The sequence below is a fragment of the Polaribacter sp. HL-MS24 genome (assembly GCF_032758595.1).
Taxonomy (GTDB): domain Bacteria; phylum Bacteroidota; class Bacteroidia; order Flavobacteriales; family Flavobacteriaceae; genus Polaribacter.
On record NZ_CP136415.1, the window covers coordinates 1,661,838 to 1,680,930 of the forward strand.

Below are 19,093 nucleotides of genomic sequence, written 5' to 3' on the forward strand. Positions count from 1 at the left end.
TGAGGTGATAAGTTGTCTTGATTTATCAACAAAAAAGGGACTTTCTTTTAAAGTTACAAAAGGTTGATTTTAGGTATTTAGAAATAAAATAAGTTGTATATTTGCGCCCACTTACTACGAGATGGTAAGATTTTTAATAATCAAGGTCGAGCACCTTAAAAAATTAACAAATTATGTCTGTAAAGATTAGATTACAAAGACACGGAAAAAAAGGGAAACCATTCTATTGGATTGTTGCCGCTGATGCACGTGCAAAAAGAGATGGTAAATACTTAGAGAAATTAGGTACTTACAATCCAAACGTAAACCCAGCAGAAATCAACTTAAACATTGATGAAACTGTTGAATGGTTGCAAAATGGAGCACAACCAACAGATACTGCGAAAGCAATTTTATCTTACAAAGGTGCAATGCTTAAGAACCATTTAATTGGTGGAATTCGCAAAGGAGCTTTAACTCAAGAGCAAGCAGATGCAAAATTTGCTGCTTGGTTAGAAGAGAAAGCAACCAAAGTTTCTGACAAAGAAGCAGGTTTAACCAAAGCGCAGTCTGAAGCGAAAGCAGTAGCGTTAGCTGCTGAAAAAGCAGTAAACGAAGCAAGAATTGAAGCAGCAAAACCTGTTGTTGAAGAGGTCGTTGTTGAAGAGGTAGTTGCTGAAGCTGAAGAAGCTCCAGAAACGATTGATGAAGCAGCAGAAAAAGCAGCAGAATAAAATTATAAACCGATACGACAATGCGTAAAGAAGATTGTTTTTATTTAGGCAAAATCGTAACAAAATATAGTTTTAAGGGTGAAGTGGTTATCAAATTAGATACCGACGAACCTGAGTTGTACAAGGAAATGGAATCAGTTTACGTCGAATTTGGCGCGAATTTGGTTCCATTTTTTATTGAAAAAAGTTCATTGCACAAAGGAAATCAATTGCGTGTTCAATTTGAAGATGTGTATTCTGATGAGGAAGCTGATGCTATTTTGAAATGTGCTGTATACTTGCCAATGGAGATGTTGCCAAAATTGTCTGGAGATAAATTTTATTTTCACGAAGTAATTGGTTTTACCGTTGTTGATGCAAAATTTGGTACCGTAGGAACCATTGTTCACATCAATGATAAAGCGGCACAGCCCCTTTTTGAAATTGACAGAGAAGGCACTGAAATTTTTATCCCTATGGTAGATGATTTCATCAAAAAAGTGGATAGAGAACATAAAAAAATAGAAGTTGAAACTCCTGACGGATTGATAGCACTCTATTTATAAAGAGAGGTGGCCGAGTGGTCGAAGGCGCACGCCTGGAAAGTGTGTATACGGCAACGTATCGAGGGTTCGAATCCCTTCCTCTCTGCAAATTAGTTTAAAGGTATAAAAGTTCTGTGTTGTATTTCACAGAACTTTTTAGTTATAAAGATCAAAGGATATTTTGAACAAACCATTCCGATTTAAAGAGTTTACAATTCATCAAGATGCAACCGCTATGAAAGTAGGTACTGATGGTGTTTTGCTTGGGGCTTGGTGCAACCTTGAAATGTATCCAGATACCATACTAGATATAGGTGCAGGAACTGGAGTTATCTCGTTAATGATCGCCCAGCGATGCGATGCCATGACCATTGATGCTGTGGAGGTAGATGAAGAGGCTTATGAACAAACCGTTCAGAATTTTGAAGCATCCGATTGGGGAGATCGTTTGTATGGCTACAATGCCTCCTTTCAGGATTTTGCTGCTGAAATTGAGGAAGAAGAGGAAAGTTATGATCTCATTGTGTCGAATCCACCATTTTATACCGATGCGTTTGAAACTCAAAATGATGCTAGAAATAAAGCGCGTTTTACTTCTTCTTTGTCTTTTGAAGAATTGCTGGAAGGAGTCTCAAAAATCATCGCTGAAGATGGAATTTTCACCACCATCATTCCGTATAAAGAAGAGACTGAATTTATCAATTTGGCAGTTCAAAACAAGCTTTTTCTCAACCGAGTTTGTCGCGTTCGAGGAAATGCAACCACTGAAATTAAAAGAAGCCTGCTCGAATTTTCCAAGCATCCAAAGCAACTACTAGAGACAACACTAACGATCGAGACTGGTCGCCATCAATATACTGAAGAATATATTTTGTTGACTCAAGATTTTTATTTGAAAATGTAGTTTATCCAATTGACGTTGGATTGTACCCCAAGTATGCTGTTGTTTTTTCTTTAAAAACGATGCCGTGAGTTTCTAGTTCTTTTAAAATTGGAGTGTACACTTCATGGGTAATTGGACGTTGTACCTGATGTTGAAATCTCTCCTTTTAAGATTTTTAGCGCCGCAATGGCAACCGGTAGTCCTACTGTTTTGGCCATAGCGGTATAGCTCTGGTTTTCTCCGATAACTACCAAACTACTTTCAACTTGTTTTTTTTCTCCATTGATTTCATAACCAAAAAGATGCTGCATGATGATCATGTCTTTATCTGTTTCTTCCAAGGTCCAGGAATCTTCTAATATTCTTTGAAGGATTTGTGCAGGAGTTGCATTTTTCAACCCAATTTTTTTCTTCGGATTGAAAAGATCCAATTCTACCAATTTTGCCCACATCAAGTCATCTTGATCTATCTGAAGGTAGGAACGCAATTTGAGCTCAACAGAATCGGAAGGGGAGTAGGTCAAGAATAAATTTACAAAATCGCGATAACTCATGTCTTCAGATTCTTGAATGGTATAGGAATCATCCGTCATTCCCAATTGAACAAAGATGTTCCAGGCTCGTGAAAAACCTTTCTTCCGAATGGTTCCGCGATACATGGTCGGAATGTCATCCAATCCATAGATGCTTCTGTATTTGAGAGAATCTCTGTTCGCATAGGCTTCAAATTCTTCACTGCCATTGATTTTTAAAAATTCGGTTCTTCTAAATAATTTATGGTACGGAATGTACTTGTAGGTCCCTTCTTGAATAAACATTGCAGCCCCTCCTTGTCCCGCCAATACTACGTTTCTTGGGTTCCATGTAAATTTGTAATTCCATAAATTGGTGTCGCTTTCTGGTGCAACGATACCGCCTGTGAAAGATTCAAAAAGCAACATTTTTCCTCCTTGTGCTCGAATCCGATCTAGTACCTGCATGGCACTCATATGATCAATTCCAGGATCGACACCGATTTCATTCATAAATACCAATCCATTTTTTTTAGCTGCCACATCTAAGGCTTTCATTTCTTCAGAAATATAGGAAGCCGTAACCAAATGTTTTTTATAGGTGATGCAGTCTGTGGCAACTTGCAAATGAAATCTTGCAGGTAGCATGGAGATGACCATTGTTGCTTGTTGAATAGCGGCCTCTCGATCTTTTTTACTGAAGACATCCAATATAATTGCGGTAGCATTTGGATGATTTCCGATTAATTTTTCAGCATTTTCTGTTGAAATATCTCCAATTGTTAGGAATAGGTTGTCTTTTTTAGATTGCTCTAAAAGATATTTTATCATTGAAGAACTTGACTTTCCAGCGCCAATAATCAAAATATGATTCATAAAGAAATGGTGTATTTTTGTAAAAGACTAAGATAGTCTAAATGTTTAAAATTTAACAATAACTAGTAAAAATGTTTAAAAATTTATCAATTACAAGTCTTTTAGGTTTTATTGCGGTAGTATTAGGTGCATTTGGAGCACATTCATTACAAGAAGTTCTCACTCCTGCTCAGCTTTTAAGTTTTGAAACTGCTGTTCGATATCAAATGTATCATGTGCTTGTACTTTTGCTCATCAATCTACATGATGGATTTTCATCCCAACAAAAAAATGGCATTAGTGGATTCTTTTTTGCAGGGATTGTTTTCTTTTCGGGTTCAATTTATTTGATACAATTGACTCCAGTTACCGCAGCTTCTGTTTGGTTTGTCACGCCTCTTGGTGGATTGTTTTTACTGATTGGCTGGTTGACTTTATTTATGATATTCTTAAAAAAATGGGTCAAAAAATAAATTAAAAATAAATTATAAATTAAAATAAAGCCATTTTAAAATATTATGTATTTTTGGCCTCAAAAATCAGTACAATGAAAGATCTTAGTACGAAATCGATTTCGTTGAATTATCTAGGAATTAAAAAAGGGCTCATTCATTATCAATTATCTTCAGACGAATTGCATGCATTGACCCTCGAAAAAGAGCAAGGAATTATTTCTTCATTAGGTGCCATTTCTGTGCAGACAGGAGAATTTACAGGAAGATCTCCCAAGGATCGTTTTATCGTAAAGGATGGGGTTACTAAAGATGAGGTGTGGTGGAGTGAAATCAACTTGCCTTTTGAACCCGATATGTTTGATGCTCTTTATGACAAAGTAACCGCCTACCTTTCGGAGAAAGAAATTTTTGTAAGAGATTCCTATGCATGTGCCGATGAAAAGTATAGACTCAATATACGAGTAGTCAATGAGTATCCTTGGAGTAATCTATTTGCTTACAATATGTTTTTACGACCATTGAAAGCCGAACTAAAAGATTTTTCTCCAGAATGGACAGTAATCAATGCTCCAGGTTTTAAAGCAACTCCAGAAGTAGATGGGACGCGTCAACATAATTTTGCGATCTTAAATTTCACCAAAAAAATTGCTTTAATTGGAGGGACTGGTTATACTGGTGAAATTAAAAAAGGGATTTTTTCTGCCTTAAATTTTATGCTGCCTGTTTTTAAAAATACGCTCCCAATGCATTGTTCTGCAAATATTGGAAAAGAGGGAGATACGGCTATTTTCTTTGGTTTATCAGGAACTGGTAAAACCACCCTTTCTACAGATCCAAATAGAAGTTTGATTGGAGATGATGAACACGGCTGGACAGATGATAACACCATTTTTAATTTTGAAGGAGGCTGTTATGCAAAAGTGATCAACCTATCAAAAGAACAAGAACCCGAAATATACGCTGCCATTAAAAAGGGCGCAATTCTAGAGAATGTATTGATGGATGATAAGGGCGTTGTCGATTTTGCAGATACCTCAATTACTCAAAATACACGAGTGTCTTATCCTATTGACCATATTGAAAATATTCAAATACCTTCTACAGGGAGGTATCCTAAAAACATATTTTTTTTAACAGCCGATGCTTTTGGAGTTTTGCCACCCATTTCTAAATTGACACCTAGTCAAGCTGCCTACCATTTTATTTCTGGATATACTGCAAAAGTTGCGGGAACAGAAGCAGGAGTGACAGAGCCAACACCGAATTTTTCAGCCTGTTTTGGAGCCCCATTCATGCCCTTGCATCCCACACGATATGCTGAAATGTTAAGTAAAAAAATGAAAGAAGCCGGCGTAAATGTCTGGTTGATCAATACCGGATGGTCCGGTGGGCAGTTCGGAGTAGGGAGAAGAATGCCTCTCAAATATACCCGTGCAATGATTAACGCTGTTTTAAATGGTGATCTTGGCGATTATACGTATGAGAATTATCACATTCATTCTGTATTTGGTGTTGCACAACCGAGATCTTGCCCAGGAGTTCCTTCAGAATTGTTAAGCCCCAGAACTACTTGGAACAATGATGAAGCCTATTACCAAACAGCCTTTAAATTATCAAATGCATTTCGAGTTAATTTCAAACAGTTTGAAGAATTTGCTAACGAAGAAATTCGAAGAGGAGGACCGCAAAGATATGCCTTCTAGGAATTTATTAATATTGTGAGCAGTAAAAAAGCATCCAATTTTTAAATTGGATGCTTTTTAGTTCTTATAGGAAGTTCGAATTATTTTTTTTCGATGACTTCTACTTTGATTCTTTTTCCTCCGTCTTTTTCAGTATCAACATGAATTGTGCCCATGGTACTTTCAAACGATTTTAGTTGCTCTTTTACTTCTTCAAGAGTTCCTTCAAAAATTTCATCTGTTGTTACTTCCTCTCCGTTATGGGTTGTTGTAATGGTAATGGTTGCTTTGGCAGTGCCATCATCATTTTTATCGATGTTCATTTTTACGATTTTCTTAGCAGCGTGATCAGTCATAAATGTAGCATCGGTAGTAATCGATACTTCATGGTTGTTCTCTTCTGTGGTGTGTCCCCCTAAAATTGGAGCAATTACCAATCCGATCAAACAAGTTAATTTAATTAAGATGTTCATCGAAGGTCCAGAAGTGTCTTTGAATGGATCTCCAACGGTATCTCCAGTTACAGCTGCTTTATGCGCTTCAGAACCTTTGTAAGTCATTTCTCCATTGATCTCTACTCCTGCTTCAAAAGATTTTTTAGCATTGTCCCAAGCACCACCTGCGTTGTTTTGGAAAATTGCCCATAAGACACCCGAAACAGTAACACCGGCCATATAGCCTCCTAACATTTCAGCAATGGCTAATTTTTCCATTCCAAACACCAAAGGTAAAAAGGCAATAATTAATGGAAATCCAATGGTCAATAAACCGGGTAAGACCATTTCTCTTAAAGAAGCTTCTGTAGAGATTGCAACACATTTATCGTATTCAGGTTTCCCTGTTCCTTCCATGATTCCAGAATTTCTTTAAATTGACGACGTACTTCGTTGACCATTTCCATGGCCGCTTTTCCAACAGCATTCATTGCCAAAGCAGAGAACACGACGGGTACCATTCCACCTACAAATAGCATGGCCAAAACAGGGGCTTTAAAAATATTAATTCCGTCAATCCCAGTAAAGGTTACATAAGCTGCAAATAAAGCTAAGGATGTTAATGCAGCAGAAGCGATTGCGAAACCTTTTCCTGTTGCAGCAGTTGTGTTACCAACAGAGTCTAAAATATCAGTACGTTCTCTAACGATTGGTTCTTGTTCACTCATTTCAGCAATCCCACCTGCATTGTCAGAAATTGGTCCAAAAGCGTCAATGGCCAATTGCATTGCAGTTGTTGCCATCATTGCCGAAGCGGCTAATGCAACACCATAAAATCCAGCAAATGCATACGAAGCCCATATTGCTGCAGCAAATAATATTACAGAAGGAAAGGTAGAGATCATTCCTGTAGCCAAACCTGCAATAATGTTAGTTCCTGCTCCTGTAGAAGACTGTTGCACTATTTTTAAGATTGGTTTTTTTCCCAAACCAGTATAGTATTCAGTGACAGCAGAAATAACTCCACCTACAACCAAACCAACTAAGGTTGCATAAAATACTCTCATTGAAGAAATCTCTTGTACTCCTTCTCCGAAGAATTCCATTTGCATGGTTTCTGGAAGCATCCAGATCACTAAACCATAACAAGAAAGCGCTACCAATAGAATTGATGTCCAGTTTCCCCTATTTAACGCTCCCATTACTTGAGATTCTTTTGCATCATTATTTTTTATTTTTACCAACAGGGTACCAATAATCGAAATAATAATTCCGACTCCCGCAATCGACATGGGTAATAAGATCGGTCCAATACCTCCAAAAGCATCTGAAATACTTCCCCCCATATCTTTAATGACATAGTTCCCCAATACCATTGCTGCTAAAACCGTTGCAACATATGAACCAAATAAATCGGCTCCCATTCCAGCAACATCTCCAACATTGTCTCCAACATTATCTGCAATTGTTGCAGGGTTTCTAGGATCATCTTCTGGTATTCCAGCTTCTACTTTTCCTACTAAATCAGCCCCTACGTCAGCAGCTTTTGTGTAGATTCCTCCACCCACTCTTGCAAATAAGGCAATGGATTCAGCTCCTAAAGAAAAACCAGCTAGGGTTTCTAGAACGATGGTCATATCCATAGTATTTGTCCAAACACCTCCCATGAAGTAGTGAAAGAAACCAATGAAAAATGCAGTTAATCCTAAAACAGCTAAGCCAGCAACACCTAATCCCATAACAGTTCCACCTCCAAAAGAGATTTTTAATGCATTTGGCAAACTTGTTTTTGCTGCTTGAGTGGTTCTAACGTTTGTTTTGGTTGCAATTTTCATCCCAATATTTCCTGCGAAAGCAGAAAAGATGGCTCCAAAAATAAAGGCAATAACTATTAAATAACTTGTAGTTGGGACAAAATACGCAACGATGGTTAATAAGATACTTACAATAATAACGAATAGCGTCAATAGTTTATATTCGGCGCTCAGGAAAGCCAGTGCTCCTTCATAAATGTGGTCTGAAATTTCTTTCATTTTTCCATCTCCTGCATCTTGCTTCATTACCCAAGATTGTTTAATCCACATATAGATTAAACCTAAAACTGCCAATGCAATTGGCATCCAAATCATCATTGATTCCATAAATTTTTCTTATTTGATTAGTTTAAAACGATGGTAAATGTAATAAAATCAAACAGAAATAAAAAACCTCTTAAAATTTTACATTTAAGAGGTTGGTAATTTATGGTTCAGAAATTTGTTAAATCGTGAAATTCCCTGTCTTTTTATGCTCACTTTTCTCGTATCTATCAACACAAGCATTGAAAATAGCTTTTGCTTCATCGGCATTTCCCCAACCACCAACATCTACTTTTTTCTTTTCTAAATCTTTATATACCTTAAAGAAATGTTCGATTTCTTTTAAACGGTGTGGATTTAAATCAGATAAATCATTTTTATTGTTCCAGATTGGATCTGAAATTGGAACACAAATAATTTTTTCATCCGGTCCTTTTTCATCAGTCATATGAAATACACCAATCGCTTTTACTTCAATAACACACATTGGGAAGGTAGGTTCATGTCCTAAAACCAATACATCCAAAGGGTCACCATCTAAGGCCAAAGTTTCGGGTACAAAACCGTAATCTGCTGGATACATCATTGAAGAAAATAACATTCGGTCAAAACGAATTTTATTCAATTCAAAATCGTATTCATATTTATTTCTGCTTCCTTTTGGAATCTCGATTAAAACATCAAAAGTTTCTTTATTTTTTGCACTCATAAGTCTTTTTTTTCTTTACAAAATAGGTCTGCAAAAATAGTGAAATAGCACTGCTAAATCCTATTTTCCTGAGAATAATTACGCAAAGGATTTCGAGGATTGGTTTTTTGTGGAATTTCAATTTCAGTAGAAAATAAAAATCCTTTTTTCAAATAGAAAAAAGGATTTTTAATAAGAGTTGTAAGAAAAACTATTTTGATAGAATTTCTTTGACTGCATTGATGACATCCTGTGAATTTGGAATCCATTTTTCTAATAAAACTGGAGAATAGGGAGCAGGGGTGTCTGCTGTCGTAAGTCTTTTGATAGGAGCGTCTAAATAATCAAATGCTTCATCTTGTATTCTATAGGTGATTTCTGAAGCAACACTAGCAAATGGCCAAGCTTCTTCCAATATGATTAATCGATTTGTTTTTTTTACAGAATTCAAAATCGCAGCATGGTCCATTGGACGAACGGTTCTGAGATCAATAATCTCTACAGAGATTCCATCTTTTGCCAATTCATCAGCCGCTACGTAGGCTTCTTTAATGATTTTTCCAAAAGAAACGATGGTCACATCTGTTCCTTCTCTCTTTATTTCTGCAACTCCAATTGGGATAATGTATTCTCCTTCTGGAATCTCCATTTTGTCACCATACATTTGCTCAGATTCCATAAAAATAACGGGATCATCATCGCGAATGGCAGCTTTCAATAAGCCTTTTGCATCATAAGGATTGGATGGTACAATTACTTTTAGACCTGGGGTATTTGCAAACCAGTTTTCAAATGCTTGTGAGTGAGTTGCTCCTAATTGTCCAGCAGATCCTGTGGGTCCTCTAAAAACAATTGGACAATTGAACTGCCCACCAGACATTTGTCTAATTTTTGCAGCATTATTGATAATTTGATCGATACCAACTAGAGAGAAGTTAAAGGTCATGTATTCTACAATAGGTCGATTGCCATTCATGGCAGATCCAATTGCAATTCCTGCAAAGCCTAATTCTGCAATAGGAGTGTCGATTACTCTTTTTTCCCCAAATTCTGCGAGCATTCCTTTACTGGCCTTGTAAGCACCATTGTATTCGGCAACTTCTTCTCCCATTAAATAAATGCTTTCATCTCTGCGCATTTCTTCGCTCATTGCTTCGCAAATTGCTTCTCTGAATTGAACTGTCTTCATCTAAATCTAATTGTTATTTATGTATGACGCAAAAGTACTGAAAATATGAATAAAATATATGCTCAAAATAAAAATAAAATGGAGCTCCTTTTTAGTGTGTCATGAAAACTGGATGACTTTTGACATTGTAGCATCTTCTTAAATAAAAATACTATTTTCATAACAGATAAAATGGGAAGCAGTCCTATTTTTTCTATGGGACATAGACATCTATACGCAGCTGATGATTCTAGTATTTTTCAATTCCTAATTTTTTTTTAGCAGTATATCTTTTTAGCAACTCTTTAGTTGTTCTAAAATATGGAGTTCGACAAAACATTACTTCATAATATACGCTACTAATATTATACTTGATCTTGATAGTTTGTGGATTTTTGTTTTTTATCTTATCACTGTAAACACAATTGAAGAAGGCTTGGATTGAAATTTATACGATACTCTTTTTCATATTTCTTATGATGGAATCATCATTCCCTTTTTGCTTTTCTATTTTGTAGAAGAACCCCTAACAGTGAGTTCAACACGCTACCTTATTATGGTCAGATTGATCTTTGATGTCTCACTTAAATTTCATAAAAACCCGCAATCGATTTCGGGTCTGTTAAATTGTGAAAAAATTTATTATGCACGCATAGTATTTTTTTAGAAAAAAGGCGTAACTTCGTAGCGTTATAAAACAAAATTACAAGAATTATGAAAATATTGGTCTGTATTAGTCATGTGCCAGATACCACTTCAAAAATTAATTTCACAGAGAATGATACGAAGTTTGATACAAATGGAGTGCAATTTGTGATCAATCCTTATGATGAGTTTAGTTTGACAAGAGCCATGTGGTTCAAGGAAAAACAAGGCGCTACAGTAACGGTTGTGAATGTTGGGAATGCTGCTACAGAACCTACTTTACGAAAAGCGTTGGCGATTGGTGCAGATGATGCTATTCGTGTAAACGCAGAAGCAACTGACGGACTATTTGTTGCAAAACAATTGGCTGAGGTTGTCAAAAATGGAGGCTATGATTTGGTGTTGGCAGGAAGAGAATCTATTGATTATAATGGAGGAATGGTGCTAGGAATGCTTGCTGCTTTAGTCGATTTTAATTTTGTAAATGGATGTGTTGGTATTGAAGTAGAGGGAACTTCAGTTTCTTTAACAAGAGAAATTGATGGAGGAAATGAAATTCATTCTTCTAGTTTACCAATGGTAGTTGCCGGGCAAAAAGGTATTGTTGAGGAATCGGATTTAAGAATTCCGAACATGAGAGGAATTATGATGGCTAGAAAAAAGCCCTTAACGATTGTAGAACCTGTTGAAGTATCAAATGCGACTCGTGCAAGGTCTTACGAAAAACCAGCACCGAAAGGAGCAGTAAAATTAGTTGCTGCAGACAATATCGATGAACTCATCAATTTATTACACAACGAAGCGAAAGTAATTTAACAATCGGCTCGTTTTCAAAACGATAACATTAATACACCGTCACAACAGTTAAAAAAAATAAGAATATGTCAGTTTTAGTCTTTGCCGATTCATCGGATGGAAAATTTAAAAAATCTGCTTTTGAAGTCGTTTCTTATGGAAATAGAGTTGCAGCCCAAATGGGAACTTCAGTAGTAGTTGTTACAATCAATGCTTCAGAAGTTTCAGAATTGTATACCTATGGAGCCGAAAAAGTTGTGACCGTTACCAACGCACAATTAACAACGTTCAATGCAAAAGCCTACACCTCTGTGATTGCGCAAGTGGCCTTTGCTGAAAATGCGAATGTAGTTGTTTTGGGCTCTGGCATCAATGTTTTGCATATTGCTCCTATGTTGGCTGTTGCCATGGATGCAGGTTATGTTTCTAACGTTGTTGCATTGCCGACAGATATAACTGATTTTACTGTAAAAAGAAAAGCATTTTCAAACAAAGGGTTTAGCAATACACTAATTAGTACAGCAAATAAAATCATAGGAGTTGCAAAAAATTCTTTTGGAGTTCATGAAAATATCGTTTCAGGGATTTCAGAAAGTTTTGATGCGCAAATTTCGGATGCAGACTTTGGAGTCAGCTCTGTAAAAGTAGAAAAGGCATCAGGAAAAGTAACGATTGCAGACGCAGATACTGTCGTTTCGGCGGGCAGAGGTATGAAAGGACCTGAAAACTGGGGAATGATCGAAGAGTTGGCAAGTGTTTTAGGTGCTGCAACAGCATGTTCTAAGCCGGTGTCCGATTTAGGCTGGAGACCTCATGGTGAACATGTTGGCCAAACTGGAAAACCAGTTGCTTCCAATTTGTATATTGCCATTGGTATTTCTGGAGCAATTCAGCATTTAGCAGGAATCAATGCCTCTAAAGTAAAGGTAGTCATCAATACAGACTCGGAAGCTCCTTTCTTTAAAGCAGCAGATTACGGAATAGTTGGTGATGCTTTTGAGGTTGTTCCCGTTCTCATTGAAAAACTAAAGGCATTTAAGGCTGCATAAGTTTTTATAAATTACAATTGATATTTAAAGGTTCAACACATATTTTTTATTAAATTGTGCCCAATAAAAGGGCTATCTAATTTTAGGTATTCTCCTAATTTGGATGGCCTTTTTTTGTATTTTACTAAGATTGTTTATGGGTCTAATTAAGCTTACTATAAAAGGGATTTCTTACAGCCAAACTCAAAGCGGAGCATACGCTTTGGTGTTGAGCGAAATGGATGGTGCTAGAACTTTACCAATTATTATTGGTGCTTTCGAAGCACAATCCATAGCGATTGCACTGGAAAAAGAAATTAAGCCACCAAGACCGCTTACTCACGACTTATTCAAAACCTTTTCTGATCGTTTTGAAATCAATATTTCCCAAGTTATTATTCACAAGTTGGTAGATGGGGTGTTTTTTTCAAGTTTAATATGTGAAAAAGATGGGGTAGAGGAAATTATTGATACTCGTACTTCTGATGCCATTGCAATAGCAGTTCGTTTTGAGGCTCCTATTTACACCTACGAGAATATCTTAGACAAAGCGGGAGTGTATTTGAAGAATGAAGATGAGTTTGGATTGAATCAAGATCAAGATGAGGATGACTTTGAAGAAGAGGATGCCTATGAAATTGATAATGTCAACCTTAAAAAAGAATCTCCATTTTCTGAAAATAGCTTGAAAGAATTACACAGTCAGTTAGAAAAGGCAGTAGAATCAGAAAATTACGAATTGGCAGCAAAAATAAGAGACGAAATCAGTAAACGAGTATAACCCCAATCAAGTACATCATGAAAAAAATAGTATTCATCGCTTTCTGTTTACTGTCTATTGTAGGATTTTCTCAAGAATTTGAAAAAGAATGGAAGATTTCTTCCATTACAAAAGCCCAAGATTCTCAACACATTGAAATTAATGAAAATGCTATTTTTTCTTTTTCAGATGGAAAATTTGAGTATGTAATTTCGGAAGAAGAAGGCGGAAATGCTTCTGGAAACTATATTCGTCAAAACAATTTGTTGATTTTTAATTTCCGTCAACCAAAAGATACCCTCCGATATTTTAATATTGTTTCTTTAGACCAGAACCATTTGGTCTTGTCTGAAAATGATGTAGTTTATACCCTCTCTTCTTCAGCACTTGTAAAAAAGGCATCAATCGATGTTTCGGACACAAAGCAAGAAGAAAAAATTTCAGATTCTAAAGAAATTGTAGCCAGTCAAGGGTTTTCTGTAAACAGTCTGTGGAGAGGGGTTTTAGGAATGTTTTCCTTATTGATTATCGCATTTTTATTTAGTAGCAATCGAAAAGCAATCGATTGGAAAAAAGTAGGAATTGGGATTTCGCTTCAGTTACTCATTGCCATAGGTGTCTTAAAGGTGGCATTTGTTCAACATATATTTGAATTTATCGGTGGAATATTTATCGAAATTTTACAGTATACCAAAGCGGGTAGTCAGTTTTTATTTGCTGGGATGGTTGAAGATATGAACACATTTGGATATATTTTTGCCTTTCAGGTATTGCCCACAATTATTTTCTTTTCTGCTTTGACGTCCTTGTTCTTTTATTTGGGAATCATTCAGAAGATTGTGAAAATTATGGCAATAGTTCTTTCTAAATTTTTAGGAATTTCTGGAATGGAGAGCCTTTCAGTAGCAGGAAATATTTTTCTAGGTCAAACTGAAGCTCCATTGTTGATTAAGGCCTATTTGGAGAAAATGAATAAGTCTGAAATTCTTTTGGTGATGGTTGGAGGTATGGCAACTGTTGCAGGTGCTGTTTTAGCAGCCTATATTGGTTTTTTAGGTGGAGGTGATAAAGTATTGGAGTTGGTTTTTGCAAAACACTTGTTAGCCGCTTCTGTAATGGCAGCTCCTGGAGCTATTGTGATTTCTAAAATACTATATCCACAAACAGAAAAAGTAAGTACAGATGTGAGTGTCTCTCAAGAAAAAATAGGATCAAATATTTTAGATGCTATTGCAAACGGAACCACCGAAGGTTTGCGTTTGGCAGTGAATGTAGGAGCCATGCTATTGGTTTTTGTGGCAATCATTGCGATGCTGAATGGAATTTTAGGATGGGTTGGGGACATCACGACCTTAAACCTTTGGATGTCAGAGAATACGGCTTATGACAGTTTTTCTATAGAAGCTATTTTAGGATACGCATTTGCGCCCTTGATGTGGCTGATTGGTGTAGCAACAGAGGATATCGCGCTGATGGGACAATTATTAGGAATCAAGTTAGCTGCCAGCGAATTTATTGGATACATACAACTAGCCGAACTTAAGAATATTGCAAACGCGACTCACCTGACTTTTAATAAGTCCATCATTATGGCAACTTATATGTTGTGTGGTTTTGCTAATTTTGCTTCAATAGGTATTCAAATTGGAGGAATTGGATCTTTAGCGCTAGGACAACGCAAAACATTGTCAGAATTTGGAATGAAAGCCCTTATTGGAGGAACAATTGCTTCCTTAATGTCAGCGACCATTGCAGGAATGATTATAGGATAAACAATTATAGAACGAATATCAAATGAAACAATATCACGACTTAGTACAGTACGTTTTAGAAAACGGAAATGAAAAAGGAGATCGAACAGGTACAGGTACCAAAAGTGTTTTTGGGTATCAAATGCGATTTGATTTGAGTGAAGGCTTTCCGATGGTAACTACCAAAAAATTGCACTTAAAATCCATTGTTTATGAGTTGCTGTGGTTTATCAAAGGCGATACTAATATTCAGTATTTACAAGAAAACGGAGTTCGAATTTGGAATGACTGGGCTGATGAAAATGGAGATTTAGGACCTGTGTATGGACATCAATGGAGAAATTGGAATAGTGATGATATCGATCAACTAACTGATGTGATTGAGACTCTCAAGAATAATCCAAATAGTAGACGAATGATGGTTTCTGCATGGAATCCGAGTGTTTTGCCAGACAACTCCATTTCTTTTGGAGAGAATGTAGCCAATGGAAAAGCAGCCTTGCCTCCTTGCCATGCATTTTTTCAGTTTTATGTTGCCGATGGAAAGCTGTCTTGCCAATTATACCAACGAAGTGCAGATATCTTTTTAGGTGTTCCTTTTAATATTGCTAGTTATGCCTTGTTTACCATGATGATAGCGCAAGTATGTGGCTACCAAGCAGGAGAATTTATTCACACTTTTGGAGATGCACACATTTATAACAATCACCAAGAGCAATTAGAATTGCAATTGAGCAGAGAACTAAGACCTTTGCCAAAAATGAAAATCAATCCAAAAATCACCAGTATTTTTGATTTCGATTTTGACGATTTTGAGTTGGAAGATTACAATCCGCATCCTCATATCAAAGGGAAAGTAGCCGTATAAATTCAACAGACTCTCAGAAAATTCTATTTAGCCTATTTTTCTTTCATCGAGTTCAAACAAAAAGGCCCAATACATTTCCAGTATTTTATTTTAAACTTCATTTGAATATGATTACAATTATTGCCGCAATTTCAACAAACAATGCTTTAGGGAAAGACAATGATTTGATATGGCGTTTACCTGCCGACTTGAAACGATTTAAAAAAGTAACAACAGGGCATTTTATCTTAATGGGCAGAAATACTTTTGATTCTATTGGCAAAGCATTGCCAAACAGAACCTCTGTCATTATTACTAGAAATGAACACTATCAACAAGAAGGTTGTTTGATTGCAGGCTCTATAGAAGAAGCCATTCGTTTTGCAAAAGATGAGCAGGAGGTCTTTATTATTGGGGGGGCACAAGTATACCAACAAGCCATGGAACGAAACCTTGTGGATCAATTAGACATTACGTTGGTACATGAAGAATTTGAGGCAGATGTGTTTTTTCCTGAAATAGATCAAACAATTTGGAAAGAAGTATCCAGAGAAGATTTTAAAGCGGATCATAAGAATGCTTACGATTATAGTTTTATCAGCTATCAGAAAATTTAGCGAAGTTGATTTTGCCTAAATCCACCACCTAAATTCATTTTATACTTTCTTTGAGCAAATAAAAAGTAGTTGAAAAGTTTGTAGTTTACTTCGTACCCGTAATCCACATTGAAATCATAATCAATGATGTTTTCATAAATATTTTCATTGAACAGTTGTGGGTTTTGTGCTCTTTGATTCCAAGTAGTTACCCAAAAACGATTTCGTAATTCCATATACTCTTGAGAAAAAAAAACCTTCGGGCCGCGCTATTGAAGCCAAGTATACATTGAATCCTGGGTCAATAATAATGATTTCGTACGCTAAGCTGTCATTTGCAATCCGTACGGGAGTTTCAGCTTCAGTTGAACTGTTTTGTCTTGGAACTGAACTGCATGACGAGAGCAGTACAATCATGAAAAATAGCAATAAAAATTGTGTACATTGTTTCATTTTGAATGATTCGGTACCTTAAAGGTGCGAAAAAAAAATCTATATTTGTTTCAAAATAAACGATTTTAACATTCATAATCTAGTACATGAAGAAGAGGTGTTTTTGGGCTACGTCTAGTCAATTATATATAGACTACCATGATCAAGAATGGGGAGTGCCTGTTTTTGACGATGCCACTTTGTTTGAGTTTCTACTTTTAGAAACTTTTCAAGCAGGTTTGAGTTGGATTACTATTTTGAATAAAAGAGAAAACTTTAGAAGGGCATTTGATAATTTTGAGTATGCAAAGATCGCACGTTATTCTGAAGAAAAATATAATCTTTTAATACAGGATGCAGGGATTGTTAGAAACAAACTGAAGATTCGAAGTGCAATTACTAACGCCCAATTATTTATGGAGATTCAAAAAGAATTTGGCTCGTTTTCTACATTTATTTGGAGTTATGTTGATGGGAAGCCCCTTCAAAATAAGTTTCAACATCAATCCAACGTTCCTGCGACAACAGCTTTGTCGGATACAATTTCAAAAGATTTAAAAAAAGAGGTTTTAAGTTCGTAGGATCTACAGTAATCTATGCCTATATGCAGGCGATCGGATTGGTCAATGACCATACTTCCGACTGTTTTAAATATAGCAAATAATGTGTGTTAATGACCTGTTAATAGGCGAATGGCAACAAAAATAATGAATACAAGTCCACCATAAATTGCCAAATTTTTAGCAGCATTTTTATAATGTATTTGATGACTTTTTGAGTCCTTTTTATAGCTGTAAATTGCTAAAGCAGTAAAAGTAATTACGAAGAAAATGATAAAAATAATTCTACCTGTTGTAAAATATGCGGCTAAAAACATTGTTTTTCTGTATAAGTTATGTGTGAATAGAATCCGAAACAATGGAACAATGTCAAGAAGATTCTATATCTTGTGTTTTGAAATAGATTCTGCAAAATTACAAATTAAATGAAGAATGCCATCGTTTTTGGAGCAACTTCTGGAATTGGGAAATCGTTGACCGAAATTCTAATCAAAGAGGGGTATAAAGTTGCGATCACCGGAAGAAGACTAGACAAATTAAAGGCTTTTAAAAAGCAGTATCCAGACAACATTCTCATCAAGCAGAATGATATTCAAGATGTCGATGATGTAGCACGTGTTTTTGAAGAAATTGTATGCGCCTTTAAAACGATCGATTTGGTTGTACAGTCTTCAGGTGTGGGCTATGTTAACCCAAAACTTGATTGGGAGCTGCAACAGCAAACTATCAATACGAATGTTCTGGGATGTACGAAGTTGTATATTTTAGCCTATAATTTATTTAAAAAACAACAATTTGGACACTTGGTCGGGATTTCATCAATTGCATCGATTCGAGGGAATCGTTCTGCTCCCGATTATTTTGCTTCCAAAGCTTATCAAAAAGCTTATTTAGAGAGCTTGTATATCAAAACGAAATCCATCCCCTCTGGAAAAGTTTTTATCACCGATATCAGACTAGGTTTTGTAGATACCCCCATGGCTTTAGGCGACGCTATTTTCTGGATGGTACCCCTTGAGAAGGCTGCAAAGCAAATTTTTTCTGCCATTAAAAAGAAAAAAAGAGTAGCTTATATCTCCAAACGCTGGGAGCTCATAGCTTGGATTTTAAGTTTCATGCCCGCCTGGGTTTTAAAGAAAGTACTTTAATTTTAACAGATATACCATATAAACAATGAAAAACAAAATCGCTGCGGTTCATCAATTTCATACCGCTTTTCAACTAAACACACAAGAGGTTCCTACTGTAGCCATTTCAGAAGATCGAAAACAATTGCGTTTTGAATTGATGAAGGAAGAAAATGAAGAGTACCTCGAAGCTGCCAAAAATAACGATTTGGTTGAAGTTGCAGATGCTTTAGGAGATATGTTATACATTCTTTGTGGAACAATAATTGAACACGGTATGCAGGATAAAATTGAAGAAGTCTTCAATGAAATTCAGCGGAGTAATATGAGTAAATTAGGAGCAGATGGAAACCCTATTTATAGGGAAGACGGTAAAGTGTTAAAAGGGCCCAATTACTTTAGACCCAATATTGCTGAAATTTTAGAAAAATAATTTAGTTTCAAAATCTGTGAGGTCTATCTTTTATGTTAGTTCAGATTTTTCTTCGATAGGTTGTTACTTTATTTGATGAATTACTGCAAAGTTCTCTTTATCTCTCAATCAGTCAATGAGGTTCTTT

Annotated in this window: 17 protein-coding genes, 1 tRNA gene and 3 pseudogenes; 15 read left to right on the top strand and 6 right to left on the bottom strand. The window is 36.1% G+C overall.

From position 1 onward, the window contains the following. The first annotated feature begins 173 nt into the window (after nt 1–173). The 4 genes from RRF69_RS07800 (at nt 174) to RRF69_RS07815 (ending at nt 2,141) form a co-directional block, all read left to right on the top strand. On the top strand, nt 174–713 hold the full coding sequence (locus RRF69_RS07800; protein ID WP_316939264.1) for a 30S ribosomal protein S16: 540 nt from the start codon (nt 174–176) through the stop codon (nt 711–713). Between the two features lie 20 nt (nt 714–733). After that, complete coding sequence (gene rimM, locus RRF69_RS07805) at nt 734–1,258, top strand: ribosome maturation factor RimM (protein WP_316939265.1); 525 nt, start codon at nt 734–736, stop codon at nt 1,256–1,258. Then, nucleotides 1,259–1,343 (top strand) — tRNA-Ser (locus tag RRF69_RS07810). 75 nt (nt 1,344–1,418) lie between these two features. Beyond that, on the top strand, nt 1,419–2,141 hold the full coding sequence (locus RRF69_RS07815; RefSeq protein WP_316939266.1) for a tRNA1(Val) (adenine(37)-N6)-methyltransferase: 723 nt from the start codon (nt 1,419–1,421) through the stop codon (nt 2,139–2,141). Nucleotide 2,142: 1 nt separating this feature from the next. Here RRF69_RS07815 and RRF69_RS07820 read toward each other — a convergent pair. Then, nucleotides 2,143–3,508: pseudogene (locus RRF69_RS07820) on the bottom strand (saccharopine dehydrogenase family protein). 71 nt (nt 3,509–3,579) lie between these two features. Here RRF69_RS07820 and RRF69_RS07825 point away from each other — a divergent pair. Together RRF69_RS07825 and pckA are read left to right on the top strand one after the other, a co-directional pair. Further along, nucleotides 3,580–3,960, top strand: a complete 381-nt coding sequence (locus RRF69_RS07825; protein WP_316939267.1) for a DUF423 domain-containing protein — start codon at nt 3,580–3,582, stop codon at nt 3,958–3,960. A gap of 74 nt (nt 3,961–4,034) precedes the next feature. Continuing rightward, the gene (pckA, locus tag RRF69_RS07830; protein WP_316939268.1) at nt 4,035–5,645 is read left to right on the top strand and encodes a phosphoenolpyruvate carboxykinase (ATP); all 1,611 of its coding nucleotides are present in this window, start codon (nt 4,035–4,037) and stop codon (nt 5,643–5,645) included. An 80-nt stretch (nt 5,646–5,725) separates the two neighbouring features. Here pckA and RRF69_RS07835 read toward each other — a convergent pair. The 3 genes and pseudogenes from RRF69_RS07835 to RRF69_RS07845 all read right to left on the bottom strand — a co-directional run bounded on the left by RRF69_RS07835 (nt 5,726) and on the right by RRF69_RS07845 (nt 10,013). After that, nucleotides 5,726–8,199: pseudogene (locus RRF69_RS07835) on the bottom strand (sodium-translocating pyrophosphatase). A gap of 118 nt (nt 8,200–8,317) precedes the next feature. Next, nucleotides 8,318–8,845 carry an inorganic diphosphatase gene (locus tag RRF69_RS07840; RefSeq protein ID WP_316939269.1) on the bottom strand — a complete coding sequence of 176 codons (528 nt, stop codon included), beginning with the start codon at nt 8,843–8,845 and terminating at the stop codon, nt 8,318–8,320. Between the two features lie 190 nt (nt 8,846–9,035). Further along, entirely contained in the window at nt 9,036–10,013 is a 978-nt protein-coding gene (locus RRF69_RS07845) for a pyruvate dehydrogenase complex E1 component subunit beta (protein ID WP_316939270.1), read from the bottom strand. 693 nt (nt 10,014–10,706) lie between these two features. On the opposite strand from RRF69_RS07845, the gene RRF69_RS07850 reads away from it, so the two are divergent. The 6 genes from RRF69_RS07850 to RRF69_RS07875 all read left to right on the top strand — a co-directional run bounded on the left by RRF69_RS07850 (nt 10,707) and on the right by RRF69_RS07875 (nt 16,435). After that, on the top strand, nt 10,707–11,453 hold the full coding sequence (locus RRF69_RS07850) for an electron transfer flavoprotein subunit beta/FixA family protein (RefSeq protein WP_316939271.1): 747 nt from the start codon (nt 10,707–10,709) through the stop codon (nt 11,451–11,453). A gap of 65 nt (nt 11,454–11,518) precedes the next feature. Next, complete coding sequence (locus tag RRF69_RS07855) at nt 11,519–12,481, top strand: electron transfer flavoprotein subunit alpha/FixB family protein (protein WP_316939272.1); 963 nt, start codon at nt 11,519–11,521, stop codon at nt 12,479–12,481. Between the two features lie 136 nt (nt 12,482–12,617). Further along, the gene (locus tag RRF69_RS07860) at nt 12,618–13,241 is read left to right on the top strand and encodes a bifunctional nuclease family protein (protein ID WP_316939273.1); all 624 of its coding nucleotides are present in this window, start codon (nt 12,618–12,620) and stop codon (nt 13,239–13,241) included. 17 nt (nt 13,242–13,258) lie between these two features. Further along, entirely contained in the window at nt 13,259–14,992 is a 1,734-nt protein-coding gene (locus RRF69_RS07865) for a NupC/NupG family nucleoside CNT transporter (protein ID WP_316939274.1), read from the top strand. Between the two features lie 22 nt (nt 14,993–15,014). Next, nucleotides 15,015–15,839: a thymidylate synthase gene (locus tag RRF69_RS07870; RefSeq protein WP_316939275.1), complete on the top strand. Its 825-nt coding sequence runs from the start codon at nt 15,015–15,017 to the stop codon at nt 15,837–15,839. 107 nt (nt 15,840–15,946) lie between these two features. Continuing rightward, nucleotides 15,947–16,435, top strand: a complete 489-nt coding sequence (locus RRF69_RS07875) for a dihydrofolate reductase (RefSeq protein ID WP_316939276.1) — start codon at nt 15,947–15,949, stop codon at nt 16,433–16,435. Here the strand turns inward: RRF69_RS07875 and RRF69_RS11790 are convergent. Beyond that, nucleotides 16,432–16,650 carry a DUF6146 family protein gene (locus RRF69_RS11790; RefSeq protein WP_410479453.1) on the bottom strand — a complete coding sequence of 73 codons (219 nt, stop codon included), beginning with the start codon at nt 16,648–16,650 and terminating at the stop codon, nt 16,432–16,434. The genes RRF69_RS07875 and RRF69_RS11790 overlap by 4 nt on opposite strands. Nucleotides 16,651–16,953: 303 nt before the next feature. Here RRF69_RS11790 and RRF69_RS07885 point away from each other — a divergent pair. Beyond that, nucleotides 16,954–17,510 (top strand): annotated as a pseudogene (locus tag RRF69_RS07885) (DNA-3-methyladenine glycosylase I). A gap of 6 nt (nt 17,511–17,516) precedes the next feature. Here RRF69_RS07885 and RRF69_RS07890 read toward each other — a convergent pair. After that, on the bottom strand, nt 17,517–17,723 hold the full coding sequence (locus RRF69_RS07890) for a hypothetical protein (RefSeq protein ID WP_316939277.1): 207 nt from the start codon (nt 17,721–17,723) through the stop codon (nt 17,517–17,519). 108 nt (nt 17,724–17,831) lie between these two features. On the opposite strand from RRF69_RS07890, the gene RRF69_RS07895 reads away from it, so the two are divergent. Both RRF69_RS07895 and RRF69_RS07900 read left to right on the top strand, forming a co-directional pair. Next, nucleotides 17,832–18,554: an SDR family NAD(P)-dependent oxidoreductase gene (locus tag RRF69_RS07895; RefSeq protein ID WP_316939278.1), complete on the top strand. Its 723-nt coding sequence runs from the start codon at nt 17,832–17,834 to the stop codon at nt 18,552–18,554. Between the two features lie 25 nt (nt 18,555–18,579). After that, nucleotides 18,580–18,966 carry a nucleoside triphosphate pyrophosphohydrolase family protein gene (locus RRF69_RS07900; protein WP_316939279.1) on the top strand — a complete coding sequence of 129 codons (387 nt, stop codon included), beginning with the start codon at nt 18,580–18,582 and terminating at the stop codon, nt 18,964–18,966. Nucleotides 18,967–19,093: the final 127 nt, after the last annotated feature.

Excerpts from the sequence above, each read along its gene's own strand:
- RRF69_RS07870 (WP_316939275.1), top strand. The coding sequence starts at position 15,015 with ATGAAACAATATCACGACTTAGTACAGTACGTTTTAGAAAACGGAAAT.
- RRF69_RS07850 (WP_316939271.1), top strand. The coding sequence starts at position 10,707 with ATGAAAATATTGGTCTGTATTAGTCATGTGCCAGATACCACTTCAAAA.
- RRF69_RS07860 (WP_316939273.1), top strand. The coding sequence starts at position 12,618 with ATGGGTCTAATTAAGCTTACTATAAAAGGGATTTCTTACAGCCAAACT.
- RRF69_RS07875 (WP_316939276.1), top strand. The coding sequence starts at position 15,947 with ATGATTACAATTATTGCCGCAATTTCAACAAACAATGCTTTAGGGAAA.
- rimM (WP_316939265.1), top strand. The coding sequence starts at position 734 with ATGCGTAAAGAAGATTGTTTTTATTTAGGCAAAATCGTAACAAAATAT.
- RRF69_RS07825 (WP_316939267.1), top strand. The coding sequence starts at position 3,580 with ATGTTTAAAAATTTATCAATTACAAGTCTTTTAGGTTTTATTGCGGTA.
- pckA (WP_316939268.1), top strand. The coding sequence starts at position 4,035 with ATGAAAGATCTTAGTACGAAATCGATTTCGTTGAATTATCTAGGAATT.
- RRF69_RS07855 (WP_316939272.1), top strand. The coding sequence starts at position 11,519 with ATGTCAGTTTTAGTCTTTGCCGATTCATCGGATGGAAAATTTAAAAAA.
- RRF69_RS07800 (WP_316939264.1), top strand. The coding sequence starts at position 174 with ATGTCTGTAAAGATTAGATTACAAAGACACGGAAAAAAAGGGAAACCA.
- RRF69_RS07865 (WP_316939274.1), top strand. The coding sequence starts at position 13,259 with ATGAAAAAAATAGTATTCATCGCTTTCTGTTTACTGTCTATTGTAGGA.
- RRF69_RS11790 (WP_410479453.1), bottom strand. The coding sequence starts at position 16,650 with ATGGAATTACGAAATCGTTTTTGGGTAACTACTTGGAATCAAAGAGCA.
- RRF69_RS07845 (WP_316939270.1), bottom strand. The coding sequence starts at position 10,013 with ATGAAGACAGTTCAATTCAGAGAAGCAATTTGCGAAGCAATGAGCGAA.
- RRF69_RS07890 (WP_316939277.1), bottom strand. The coding sequence starts at position 17,723 with ATGTTTTTAGCCGCATATTTTACAACAGGTAGAATTATTTTTATCATT.
- RRF69_RS07840 (WP_316939269.1), bottom strand. The coding sequence starts at position 8,845 with ATGAGTGCAAAAAATAAAGAAACTTTTGATGTTTTAATCGAGATTCCA.
- RRF69_RS07895 (WP_316939278.1), top strand. The coding sequence starts at position 17,832 with ATGAAGAATGCCATCGTTTTTGGAGCAACTTCTGGAATTGGGAAATCG.
- RRF69_RS07900 (WP_316939279.1), top strand. The coding sequence starts at position 18,580 with ATGAAAAACAAAATCGCTGCGGTTCATCAATTTCATACCGCTTTTCAA.